Source organism: Brucella sp. NBRC 14130 (assembly GCF_040371715.1).
Lineage (GTDB): Bacteria > Pseudomonadota > Alphaproteobacteria > Rhizobiales > Rhizobiaceae > Brucella > Brucella intermedia.
Window position 1 is genome coordinate 369396 of the sequence record NZ_BAABTE010000006.1, and the last position, 12107, is coordinate 381502.

Here is a 12107-nt window from a genome sequence, read left to right on the forward strand (position 1 = left end):
TTTGAAGGCATAGCCACAGGGCCAAGGATTGCTTGGTGGCAAGTGCAGAGCGCTCTGACTGTTTGAGAAGAATTCAGAAGGAGAAAGACGATGACCGATATCATTCGTCAGCTTGAAGCCGAACAGGCAGCAAAGATCGAAGAAAAGCGCAAGCTTCCGGATTTCCAGCCAGGTGACACCGTTCGCGTTCAGGTTCGCGTTACCGAAGGTACGCGTACCCGCGTGCAGGCCTATGAAGGCGTCTGCATTGCCCGTTCCGGCGCTGGCCTCAACGAAAACTTCACCGTTCGCAAGATTTCCTACGGCGAAGGCGTGGAGCGCGTATTCCCGGTTTACTCGCCGATCGTAGAAGGCGTTGAACTGGTTCGCCGCGGCAAGGTCCGTCGCGCGAAGCTTTACTATCTGCGCGGCCTCACGGGCAAGGCTGCCCGTATTGCTGAAAAGAAAGACAACCGCACCAAGGCCGAGCGCGAAGCCGACAAGGCTGCCGCTGCCAAGGCTGAGGCTGCCAAGGCTGCTGCTGAATAAGTTTCACAGCGATCTGTTTGAAAAAGGCGGCCTTTGGGTCGCCTTTTTTATTTGCCAAAAGCAAAGGGTTGCGTAACATATCGCATAATTCCGCCAATATCTCGCAAGATTGTTACTGCGACACCCTGTTGCGGTTTCACTTTCTTGACGAAGCGTGACGGCGGGTGCATATGACAGGAAGTTAGAGCGGTCCCAGTCAAGGCTTGAAGCTCCGGAATCGCTCTGGCTGTTTTTTTTCACGCATTGGCCCATGCAAAACCCGTTTCACATTTTGCTGGAAATGCTCTCGAACTAATCAAAGGACCTCTCGCAATGAGCGCGCCGCGTACACTTTATGACAAGATCTGGGACGACCATGTAGTGGATCAGCAGGAAGACGGAACCTGCCTCCTTTATATTGATCGCCATCTTGTGCACGAAGTGACGAGCCCGCAGGCTTTCGAAGGCCTGCGCATGGCTGGCCGCAAGGTGCGCCATCCTGAAAAGACGCTGGCCGTTGTCGATCACAACGTGCCGACCTCGCCGGACCGCATCAACGGCATCAAGAACGAGGAAAGCCGCATTCAGGTCGAGGCTCTGGCGAAGAATGCCGCCGATTTCGGCGTTGAATATTATTCCGAGCGCGACAAGCGTCAGGGCGTCGTGCACATCGTCGGGCCGGAGCAGGGCTTCACCCTGCCGGGCATGACCATCGTCTGCGGCGACAGCCACACGTCCACGCACGGCGCTTTCGGTTCGCTGGCGCACGGTATCGGCACGTCCGAGGTGGAGCACGTTCTGGCAACCCAGACGCTGATCCAGAAGAAAGCCAAGAACATGCTGGTGCGTGTGAATGGAAAGCTGGCGCCCGGCGTCACCGCCAAGGACATCACGCTCGCCATCATCGGTGAAATCGGCACCGCAGGCGGCACCGGCTATGTGATCGAATATGCGGGCGATGCCATTCGCTCGCTGTCGATGGAAGGCCGCATGACTGTCTGCAACATGTCGATCGAAGGCGGCGCACGCGCCGGCCTGATCGCGCCGGACGAAACGACCTTCGCCTATATCAAGGACAAGCCGCGCGCGCCGAAGGGCGAAGCGCTGGAACAGGCGATTTCCTACTGGAAGACGCTGCATTCGGATGAAGGGGCGCATTTCGACAAGATCGTCGAACTCGACGCTGCCAAGATTTCACCGGTCGTTTCCTGGGGTTCCTCGCCGGAAGACGTGGTCTTCGTCACCGACATCGTTCCGAACCCCGACGAGATTAAGGATGAGACCAAGCGTGCATCGAAGTGGCGTGCGCTTGACTATATGGGCCTGAAGCCGGGCATCAAGATGACCGACATCAAGATCGACCGCGTGTTCATCGGCTCTTGCACCAATGGCCGCATCGAAGACTTGCGCGATGCCGCCCGCATGGCCGCTGGCAAGAAGGTTGCCGCCGGTGTAAGCGCCATGATCGTACCGGGCTCTGGTCTGGTGAAGGAACAGGCGGAAGCCGAAGGTCTGGACAAGATCTTCATCGAAGCCGGTTTCGACTGGCGTGAACCGGGCTGCTCGATGTGCCTTGCCATGAATGACGACCGCCTGAAGCCGGGCGAGCGTTGCGCCTCGACCTCGAACCGCAATTTCGAAGGACGGCAGGGCTTCAAGGGCCGCACGCATCTCGTGTCGCCAGCCATGGCCGCCGCTGCCGCGATTGCCGGACATTTCGTCGACATTCGCGAGTGGAACTAAGTTTCCCCCGAGGGCTATCAACTGATCAAACCGCCGGTTCATCCCCGGCGGTTTTTCTTTAGATGTATATTAGCAGGTTTTTCACGCTTTGATTGTATGGAGGGGTGGGGTGGCTGGCGTCTGGGAAGACTTTGACAGCCGGCATGGGAAGAGAATCGATGAATGGAGCCGACTTTATTCTACTGATCAACATGACCGTTTCGGGTCTGTTTGCTTTCGCGTTCCTCGGCATAGCCGTTTACGCGCGGGATAATGCGGCGGCGCCGGTCTTTGCCTTCGGCTTTATTTTCGCAATGCTCTATTTCCTGACGGAGCTTGCCATGCCTTCCATTCCCAATCCCCGCGTGGGCTATATGCTCGCCTTTACGACCTACTATCTGGCACTGGCCTTTCTGGTCATCGGCCTGGCACGCATGTATGCCCGGCCCGTACCGTGGAGCGCGCTCGGTGTTCTGACTGTTGCATCGCTCGTGATGATTTACGGCATATATGACGTCGCCCGCAGCCAGATGCTGGGCATGCTTCTCTACCAGACGCCTTATTCCCTCATTCTGCTTCTTGCGGTGTGGGTGATCCTGCGGGTGGATCGCAACGGCGTAGACACCTTGATGGTGGTGCTGTTCAGCATCAGCGCCCTCCATTTTCTGTTCAAGCCGGTCATCGCCATGCTGGCGGGAGGGACAGGCGTCGAACCGAGAGATTATATCGATACGACCTATGCAATGTTTTCGCAGTCCATCGGGGCGGCTCTTTCCGTTGCTGGCGGCTTGCTCCTGCTGTTGAGCCTGATGCGGGAACTGATCGCCAATATGCTGATACGCTCCGAGACGGACCAGCTGTCGGGATTGCTCAACCGGCGCGGTTTCGAGTTTCGCGCCGAAGCCGCAATTGAAAAGTCGAAGCGCATGCGGCAGGCCCTGTCGCTGGTCCTGTGCGACATCGATCATTTCAAGGCGATCAACGATACGCATGGCCATGCGCTGGGAGATCGCGTCATTGCGGCGTTCTCTGCCGAACTGCGCAAGGCAGCGAACGGTAAGAACGGAATCTCGGCCCGCATAGGCGGTGAGGAATTTGCGATCATCCTGCCGGGAAACACGATCCAGTCAGCATGGCGATTCGCGGAAAAGGCCCGGCTTGTCTGCCGCGATATCCATATTCCCGGGCGAAATGGCGCAATTGTCTTTACCGCGAGCTTCGGCATCGCGGAAATGGAATTCGATGACGTGTTTTCCGATCTCTACAAGCGCGCGGATGGTGCGCTTTATGAGGCGAAGAAGGGAGGGCGCAACTGCGTCCGCAGCGCGCTTCCGATACTGGTGGATGAAAACGTTCTGGAACTTCGTTCAATGACCGGGCGCTGAACGACGCTATTCGTAGCGGCAACCGGGATGATCCAGAACCGGCGTTTCCCCGCGGTCGATCCCATACATGAAAGAGCGTCCACGCAGCACGACCGCGCTTTCGCAATTGCTGTTGGGCTTGGCCACGATGTGGGCGATGGCATTATCGCGTGGCGCAGAAATTATCCGCAAGTGCTGCGGCGGCGCAGAAACAGGCTGCACGGTTCCGACCCGGATGATCCTGGCGCCATTATCCGGCATCTGGATCACGAGGTTCCCCGATGCATCGATGGAACGCATCGCATCGCTGGCCAGCGTGGGGCTGGTCAGTGCCAGCGCCCCGACGACAGCCACGCCAAGCATTGCCGGTCTGCGTTTTGTCATCGTTGTTCGAGCCTCATCGTCCGTGACCACCAAGAGAATGAGGACTATCTTAACTCTTTCTTTACCTTTGTCATCCGTGCTGGCTACAATCGAACCGGTCTTCCGGTGCGCTGCTGCTTCGCAGGCGGTGCATGGAAGAACTGGAAACGCCAAGGAACGTCCAATGACCAAAGATCATGCCGTCGATATTGCGCTCCTCCATCTGCGGGATGCCCATGAGTTCGCGCCGCTGCTGGCAAGCTACGCGCAGGCGCTGAAGCGCGGTGCGCCACGCCGCCCCGATGATTTTTATGCCGAGCACCTGCTTCAGGACCGCGCCGCTGAAACGCTGGGGGCTCGGGTCGACGGAAATCTGGTCGGCTTCGTGATCTTCTACGATCTGCCCGAACCGGTGACGGGCCTGCGTGCAGGACAGGTCGATCATATCTATGTCCACCACGATCATCGCGGGAAGGGCATCGCCAAGGCGTTGATCGACGTCCTTGCCGACAAGGCCGAGGAGCGCAGCTGGTCCAAGCTGGTGCTGAATGCCCCGCGCGTTCCGGAAGACGGGCGCAAGCTCTATGAACAAATTGCCACGGCTGCCGACTGGTCGAGCTATGTGATTCGATTCGGCAACTGATCGATTACCTGAAAGTTGATGAATTTACACATGTTTTTGCCGGTTGCGGTCTTCAATCGTTTGAATGCCGCAATCACGCGAATGTGTCGCCCGGGTGCGACCAATTGTTAGTCTTTTCGTGAAAAAGCTTCTTTGACGTGATGGTAAAAGCGCAGTAGAAAGCGCCACATAGGGCCGTACGCCACGGTCCAGCCATATTTTCTTGGGTCGTACCGGCGCGGGATCGTAAAGTCCGGTTCCCTGTGCCTCGGACGGCATCGAACCAGGGTTCGGGAGAACCCGCAACCCGGCTGCCTTGCTGATGATCGTCAGCCGGGTGTGGCCGGAGAGAAACGTCAGGGAAGCCTACAGAGCCATGACACAACCGACTGTAACGCGCCAGCGTCCTTTGTCGCCGCACCTGTCTATCTACAAGCCGGTCATTACGATGACGATGTCCATCGTCCATCGCATCACAGGCGGCGCACTTTACTTCGGCACCCTGCTGCTGGCGACCTGGCTGATTTCGGCTGCGGTCAGCGAAGAGTGCTTCAACACCGTCAATGCATTGTTCTCGTCCTGGATCGGCCGCCTGATCCTGTTCGGCTATACCTGGGCGCTTCTGCACCATCTGGCCGGCGGTGTCCGCCACCTGATCTGGGATACGGGCGCAGGCCTTGAAAAGCACACCGCTTCCAGGATCGCCTGGACGACCGTCGTTTTCTCCGTCATCGCCACGATCCTCGTCTGGGTCGTCGCCTATTCGGTGCGCTAAGGGGAGCTGGTTTCATGAACGGTATGAACAAGGATATGCGCACCCCGCTCGGCAAGGTCCGGGGTCTGGGATCGGCCAAGGAAGGCACCGGCCATTTCTGGTATCAGCGCCTGAGCGCGGTCGCCCTCGTGCCGCTGGTCATGTTTTTCATCGGTCTGGTCGTTTCGCTCAATGGCGCAAGCTATGCGGAAGTCCGGGCTGCATTGTCGCATCCATTCACTGCAATCGTGATGGCGCTGTTCGTCCTGACCGGCGTCTATCACATGCGTTTGGGCATGCAGGTCATTATCGAAGATTATGTGCATGGCGAAGGCATGAAGGTCGTGCTGGTGATGCTGAACAGCTTCTTTACGGCTGTTGTCGGCTTCGCCTGCATTTTTGCGATCCTCAAGCTGAGCTTCGGAGGTTGATAGCCCGATGGCTAGTGCAGTAAACAATGCGGCGCCTGCCGCTGCAAGCAAGTACACCTATGTCGATCACAAGTTCGACGTGGTGGTCGTCGGAGCTGGTGGTGCGGGCTTGCGCGCAACGCTCGGCATGGCCGAGCAGGGCCTGAAGACGGCTTGCATCACCAAGGTTTTCCCGACCCGTTCGCATACTGTCGCCGCGCAGGGCGGCATTGCCGCCTCGCTCAAGAACATGGGCCCGGACAGCTGGCAGTGGCACATGTACGATACCGTCAAGGGATCGGACTGGCTTGGCGACACCGACGCGATGGAATATCTGGCGCGTGAAGCGCCTGCCGCCGTCTATGAGCTTGAGCACTACGGCGTGCCGTTCTCGCGTACCGAGGAAGGCAAGATCTATCAGCGCCCGTTCGGCGGTCACATGCAGAATTTCGGCGACGGTCCTCCGGTCCAGCGCACCTGCGCTGCCGCCGACCGTACCGGCCACGCGATCCTGCACACGCTCTACGGCCAAAGCCTGAAAAATAACGCGCAGTTCTTCATCGAATATTTCGCGCTCGATCTCATCATGACCGACGGTGTGTGCACCGGCGTCGTGGCGTGGAACCTCGATGACGGCACCATCCATCGCTTCTCCGCCAAGATGGTGGTTCTGGCGACGGGCGGTTATGGGCGCGCCTATTTCTCGGCAACCTCCGCGCATACCTGCACCGGCGACGGTGGCGGCATGGTGGCACGCGCCGGCCTGCCGCTGCAGGACATGGAATTCGTGCAGTTCCATCCGACCGGCATTTATGGCGCTGGCTGCCTTATTACTGAAGGCGCGCGCGGTGAAGGCGGCTATCTGGTCAATTCCGAAGGAGAGCGCTTCATGGAGCGCTATGCGCCATCGGCCAAGGACCTTGCCTCGCGTGACGTTGTTTCGCGCTGCATGACCATGGAAATCCGTGCTGGTCGCGGCGTCGGCAAGAACAAGGATCACATCTTCCTGCATCTCGACCATCTCGATCCGGCTGTTCTGCATGAACGCCTGCCGGGTATTTCGGAATCGGCCAAGATTTTCGCAGGCGTGGATGTGACCAAGGAACCGATCCCGGTTCTGCCGACCGTTCACTACAATATGGGCGGCATCCCGACCAATTACTGGGGCGAAGTGTTGAACCCGACCGCCGACGATCCGGACCGCGTACAGCCGGGCCTGATGGCCGTCGGCGAAGCGGGCTGCGCTTCGGTGCATGGCGCAAACCGTCTCGGCTCCAACTCGCTGATCGATCTGGTGGTGTTCGGCCGTGCGGCTGCAATCCGCGCCGGTCAGGTCATCGATCGCAAGTCGAAGATTCCCGATCTCGACCTAGCTGCCTGCGACAGGATCATGGAGCGCTTTGATCGCCTGCGTTTTGCCAACGGCTCCCAGCCGACCGCGGAACTGCGCGAAAAGATGCAGCGCACCATGCAGGAAGATGCCGCCGTGTTCCGCACGTCGGAATCGCTCAAGCAGGGCGTCGAGCGCATGGAAAAGCTCTGGCATGAACTGCCGGACATCAAGGTCACGGACCGTTCGATGATCTGGAACTCCGATCTGGTGGAAACGCTGGAGCTGGAAAACCTGATGGCCAATGCGCTGACCACGGTTGTTTCGGCGGAAGCGCGTCAGGAAAGCCGCGGCGCCCATGCGCATGAGGATTTCCCGGATCGCAACGATGCCGAGTGGCGGAAGCACACCCTGTCCTGGCTGTCGCCGGATGGCAAGGTCAAGCTTGACTATCGCCCGGTCCACCTCGATCCGTTGACGACGGAAGAGGAAGGCGGCATCAGCCTCGCCAAGATTGCGCCGAAGAAGCGCGTTTACTAATCAAGGGAAAGAGCAATGGTTGAACTCGCACTTCCCAAGAATTCCCGCGTTCAGGAGGGCAAGACATGGCCCCGGCCTGATGGCGCCAAGCGCGTCACGGAATTCCGTATCTATCGCTGGTCGCCAGACGACGACGCCAATCCGAGCATCGACACCTATTATGTCGATCGCGACGATTGCGGCCCGATGGTTCTGGACGGTCTTCTCTATATCAAGAACAAGATCGATCCGACGCTAACGCTGCGCCGTTCCTGCCGCGAAGGCATTTGCGGTTCCTGCGCCATGAATATCGACGGCGCGAACACGCTTGCCTGCACCAAGGGCATGGACGACATCAAGGGCGCCATCAAGGTTTACCCGCTGCCGCATATGCCGGTAGTGAAGGACCTCGTGCCGGACCTCAACAATTTCTACGCCCAGCACCGTTCCATCGAGCCCTGGCTCAAGACGGTTTCGCCGGAGCCGCAGAAGGAGTGGCTGCAGAGCCATGAGGACCGCCAGAAGCTCGACGGTCTTTATGAGTGCATCCTGTGCGCCTGCTGCTCGACCTCGTGCCCGAGCTACTGGTGGAACGGCGACCGCTATCTCGGCCCCGCCGTGCTGCTTCAGGCCTATCGCTGGCTGATCGATAGCCGCGACGAAGCCAAGGGCGAACGCCTCGACAATCTTGAGGACCCGTTCCGGCTCTATCGCTGCCACACGATCATGAACTGCGCACAGACCTGCCCGAAGGGTCTGAACCCTGCCAAGGCGATTGCCGAGATCAAGAAGATGATGGTCGAGCGCCGCGTGTAGTTGCGAGCTCGTTCCAAGAACCAAAAGGGGAAGGTCCAAACCTTCCCCTTTTTCTTTACCTGAACTTTGGTACATCTTTGCCGAAGGCTTGATCTTTATAGCGGCGCCGATATCTCATTAGGCATATCCATCGGAGACGGGGCAATCATGCTCGATCATATCGGCTTCAACATTTCCAGCATGCCCAAGTCGCGGGCTTTCTATGATGCAGCGCTGGCACCGCTCGGCATAGGCCGCGCCATGGAGTTCGGCGATTGGGTGGGGTATGGCCGCAATGGCAAGCCGGAATTCTGGATCGGCAAGCAGAAAGGCGCGAAGTTTCAGGGCGTGCTTCATGTCGCATTTTCGGCTGGCACCCGTTCCGAGGTTGACCGCTTTTATGAAGCAGCCATAGCCGCGGGCGGCAAGGACAATGGCAAGCCCGGCCTGAGGGCCGATTATCATCCCGACTATTACGCCGCCTTCGTCATCGATCCGGATGGTCACAATATCGAGGCCGTCTGCCACTTGCCCGAATAAAGAAGCGGGCTTGCGCCCGTTCTCCGTTGCGTGTCTTGTACCTGTTCAGACGAGTTTTGCGTCCAGCGTCACCTCGATAGCGCCCAGCGCTTTCGAGAGAGGGCAGGACTGCTTGGCCTTGGTGGCAAGCGCTTCAAAATCCTCCGCCGAGATTCCGGGGATCGTGGCGTTGAGCGTCAGCGCGCTGCGGCTGATTTCAAAACCGCCACCGGCTGCGGGGCCGACCGTGACGGCGGCAGTCGCTTCCAGTTTTTCCGGCGGGGTGCCGTGTTCGGTCAGCAGCGCGGAAAGCTGCATGGCGAAGCAGCCTGCATGCGCTGCCCCCAGAAGTTCTTCCGGGTTGGTGCCGGAGCGACCGCTTTCGTCCTGAAAACGGGCCTTGAAATCATAAGGCAGATCCTTCAACGCGCCGCTCTGCGTGTTGAGGGTGCCCTTGCCTTCCTTCAGCGTGCCTTGCCAGACGGCGGTTGCTTTTCTGTCCATGGGAAGCTCTCCTCTCGGTTGGAATTCCGCTTCCGATATAGGGCACCTGGGGAACGGGTCCAGCGCTCAGATGGACTGGCCTTTCAACAGGCGCGGCGTATCGCCGGAAAGACCGGCTGCCTGCTTGATGAAGAAGGATTTCAGGACCGGAACCCGGTCGACGAGACCCAGGCCGATATCGCGGATCGAGCGGACTGCCGGATGGTCGTTGGAAAAAAGCCGGGTCAGGATATCTGTCGTCACGCCCATCTGGACAGTGTCGAAGCGACGCCAGGACTGGTAACGTTCCAGAGCGGCAAATGAACCGATGTCGAGGCCGAGCCTGTCGGTTTCGACCACGACCTCCGCAATTGCGGCAGCATCGCGGAAACCGAGATTGAGCCCCTGACCGGCGATGGGGTGGATGCGGTGGGCTGCATCGCCCACGAGCACGAAGCGCGGCTTCACGAATTCACGCGCCAGCGTCAGGCCGAGCGGGAAGGCGCGGCGCGGACCTTCGACATGCAGGGCGCCCAGACGATGACCGAAGCGCTGTTCCAGTTCGGCTTCGAATACGAAGTCGTCTTCGCGAATGAGACGCTCGGCATCCGAGGTACGCTCGGTCCAGACGAGCGAGCTGCGATTTCCCTTCAACGGAAGGATCGCAAAAGGTCCGGCCGGGAGAAAATGCTCATCGGCCCGACCGCCATGCGGCAGCTCATGCGCGACATTGCAGACGATCCCGGACTGGCCGTAATCCCAGTTCACCGTCTTGATGCCTGCCAGGTCGCGCAGGCGGGAGCGCGCGCCATCTGCGGCGATCAGCAGGCGCGTTTCAAGCGTGTCTCCATTTGAAAGCGTGACGGTCACTCCTTCCGGGAGCGTATTGAAATTATCCACGCTGGTGGCTTCGAGGAAGGTGATGCCGAGCGTTTCAGCCTTGTTGTGAAGGGCGGTGTTGAGAACGCGGTTTTCCACCATATGGGCAAAGGGTTCGCCGGGCTCGACTTCGCCCTCAAAAGTCAGAAACACCGGGCGCACGGGATCGGAAGTGCGCGAATCGGTGATGACCATTTCCGTTATGGGCTGTGCCTCGGGAAGGATTTCCTGCCAGCAGCCGAGCTGGTCCAGCATGCGTGAGGCAGCGGCGGCGATGGAGGAAGCGCGCGGGTCGTTCTTCCAGGCACCAGCCGGTGCGCCGTCGATCACGGTGAGGACGAGGTGCGGCGCCGCCGATTTGATCGCAACCGCCGTGACAAGCCCGACATAGCCGCCGCCTGCAATCACCACATCGTTATTGCGCGGCGCGTCCACTTTTTTCTGGCCAGCCATTGTCGTTCCTTTCCAGAATCCGTCTTTCGCGCAGTGTTTTGGCACATATCGCCGCGCATGAAACCCGATATTTTGCCGCGCCGCCCGTCCCGGCCCAACCATTGGCACGGGATTGCATTTCCCTTGGGCTGCCCGCTTCTTGACAGGCATGGATGCGCAGGCTCAAACATGCCTCTCCAACTTTGTAAAGCATATATGGTTGCGGAAGGCAGGCTGTCCATGTCTGAGAAAGAAAAGTCCGGGGTCGAGCAGACGGCGGCAATGCGTGAGCTTCTTTCCATCCTCGATCTGGAAAACCTCGAGGTGGATCTTTTCCGGGGCAACAGCCCGCAAGTGGGCTGGCAGCGGGTGTTCGGCGGACAGGTCATCGGGCAGGCGCTGATTGCCGCGCAACGCACTGTCGAGCCCGAGCGCCATGTACATTCGCTCCATGCCTATTTCGTGCGCCCCGGCGACCCGGCCATTCCTATCGTCTATGAGGTGGACCGTATCCGCGATGGTTCCAGCTTCACCACCCGGCGCGTTCTGGCCAAGCAGCATGGCAAGGCTATTTTCTCGCTGTCCGCTTCGTTCCAGATCGACGAAGGCGGGCTTGATCATCAGATGCCGATGCCGGAAGGACTGCCGATGCCTGAACAGCTCGTCGGGGATCGCGACATCAAGGAACAATATCTCCACATGGCGCCACCCAATGTCCGCAAATACTGGGAGCGGGAACGGCCCATCGAGATCAAGCCTGTCTCACTCACCCACTATTTCTCCCGCGAGAAGCTTGGACCCGTCCAGCATGTCTGGGTCAGGGCGCGCGGCATCGTGCCGGACGACCGGGCGCTGCAGGCAGCCATTCTCGCCTACCTCTCCGATATGACGCTGCTCGACACCTCGCTTCATCCGCATGGCCGCACCATATTCGATCGCGATCTGCAGGTTGCGAGCCTCGATCACGCCATGTGGTTCCATCGCCCGTGCAGGCTCGATGACTGGCTGCTCTATACTCAGGACACGCCGAGCGCCTCCGGCGCACGGGGTTTCAACCGTGGCGCGCTATATACCCGCGATGGTGTGCTGATCGCATCCGTGGCGCAGGAAGGCTTGATCCGCGTTCACGATAAAAACGAGTGATTATTTTTTAATCACAGGGTAGGCGTCTGGCTAAATATAAGGCATTTCGCTGATCGTTTGCGAGATGCCAATGCGTAAAAAACGAATTGAATGGATCGTTTAAGGCGTTCATTCGGTTCGAAACTGCGCCTGTCCTCGGCCCGGAATTTCGCCAGAAGGTGGGCCGATGCCACAAAATTGAAGTTAATTTGCCAGCCTCGGCCAACTGGCATGAATTTTGTTTCTCTCTGTTTGAACCGGTCTTTCCAGCGCAGCCGCGTTTGAA

Annotated in this window: 13 protein-coding genes; 10 read left to right on the plus strand and 3 right to left on the minus strand. The window is 59.0% G+C overall.

Annotated features, from left to right (window positions below; all coding sequences use genetic code 11):
- The first annotated feature begins 90 nt into the window (after positions 1-90).
- The 3 genes from rplS (at position 91) to ABWW28_RS15370 (ending at position 3614) form a co-directional block, all read left to right on the plus strand.
- Entirely contained in the window at positions 91-528 is a 438-nt protein-coding gene (rplS, locus tag ABWW28_RS15360) for a 50S ribosomal protein L19 (RefSeq protein ID WP_006467977.1), read from the plus strand.
- 312 nt (positions 529-840) lie between these two features.
- Complete coding sequence (gene leuC / locus ABWW28_RS15365) at positions 841-2250, plus strand: 3-isopropylmalate dehydratase large subunit (RefSeq protein ID WP_006470956.1); 1410 nt, start codon at positions 841-843, stop codon at positions 2248-2250.
- Positions 2251-2408: 158 nt separating this feature from the next.
- A complete protein-coding gene (locus tag ABWW28_RS15370; RefSeq protein WP_353391322.1) occupies positions 2409-3614 on the plus strand; it encodes a GGDEF domain-containing protein in 1206 nt (401 codons plus the stop codon).
- A 6-nt stretch (positions 3615-3620) separates the two neighbouring features.
- On the opposite strand, the gene ABWW28_RS15375 is transcribed toward ABWW28_RS15370, so the two are convergent.
- Entirely contained in the window at positions 3621-3977 is a 357-nt protein-coding gene (locus ABWW28_RS15375; RefSeq protein WP_244637580.1) for a hypothetical protein, read from the minus strand.
- Positions 3978-4140: 163 nt separating this feature from the next.
- On the opposite strand from ABWW28_RS15375, the gene ABWW28_RS15380 reads away from it, so the two are divergent.
- The 6 genes from ABWW28_RS15380 (at position 4141) to ABWW28_RS15405 (ending at position 8926) form a co-directional block, all read left to right on the plus strand.
- The gene (locus ABWW28_RS15380; protein WP_006470954.1) at positions 4141-4599 is read left to right on the plus strand and encodes a GNAT family N-acetyltransferase; all 459 of its coding nucleotides are present in this window, start codon (positions 4141-4143) and stop codon (positions 4597-4599) included.
- Positions 4600-4954: 355 nt separating this feature from the next.
- Entirely contained in the window at positions 4955-5353 is a 399-nt protein-coding gene (sdhC, locus tag ABWW28_RS15385; RefSeq protein WP_031347102.1) for a succinate dehydrogenase, cytochrome b556 subunit, read from the plus strand.
- Between the two features lie 14 nt (positions 5354-5367).
- Positions 5368-5763, plus strand: a complete 396-nt coding sequence (gene sdhD / locus ABWW28_RS15390; protein WP_021587476.1) for a succinate dehydrogenase, hydrophobic membrane anchor protein — start codon at positions 5368-5370, stop codon at positions 5761-5763.
- Between the two features lie 7 nt (positions 5764-5770).
- Entirely contained in the window at positions 5771-7612 is a 1842-nt protein-coding gene (sdhA, locus tag ABWW28_RS15395) for a succinate dehydrogenase flavoprotein subunit (protein ID WP_006467971.1), read from the plus strand.
- A 15-nt stretch (positions 7613-7627) separates the two neighbouring features.
- Complete coding sequence (locus ABWW28_RS15400; RefSeq protein ID WP_021587475.1) at positions 7628-8407, plus strand: succinate dehydrogenase iron-sulfur subunit; 780 nt, start codon at positions 7628-7630, stop codon at positions 8405-8407.
- A 147-nt stretch (positions 8408-8554) separates the two neighbouring features.
- On the plus strand, positions 8555-8926 hold the full coding sequence (locus ABWW28_RS15405) for a VOC family protein (RefSeq protein WP_176588056.1): 372 nt from the start codon (positions 8555-8557) through the stop codon (positions 8924-8926).
- A gap of 45 nt (positions 8927-8971) precedes the next feature.
- Here ABWW28_RS15405 and ABWW28_RS15410 read toward each other — a convergent pair whose 3' ends face one another.
- Positions 8972-9409, minus strand: a complete 438-nt coding sequence (locus ABWW28_RS15410; RefSeq protein WP_006467968.1) for an OsmC family protein — start codon at positions 9407-9409, stop codon at positions 8972-8974.
- A gap of 66 nt (positions 9410-9475) precedes the next feature.
- The gene (locus tag ABWW28_RS15415) at positions 9476-10720 is read right to left on the minus strand and encodes a ubiquinone biosynthesis hydroxylase (RefSeq protein WP_006470951.1); all 1245 of its coding nucleotides are present in this window, start codon (positions 10718-10720) and stop codon (positions 9476-9478) included.
- A 219-nt stretch (positions 10721-10939) separates the two neighbouring features.
- On the opposite strand from ABWW28_RS15415, the gene tesB reads away from it, so the two are divergent.
- Positions 10940-11842 carry an acyl-CoA thioesterase II gene (tesB, locus tag ABWW28_RS15420; RefSeq protein ID WP_021587473.1) on the plus strand — a complete coding sequence of 301 codons (903 nt, stop codon included), beginning with the start codon at positions 10940-10942 and terminating at the stop codon, positions 11840-11842.
- The last annotated feature ends 265 nt before the right edge of the window (positions 11843-12107 follow it).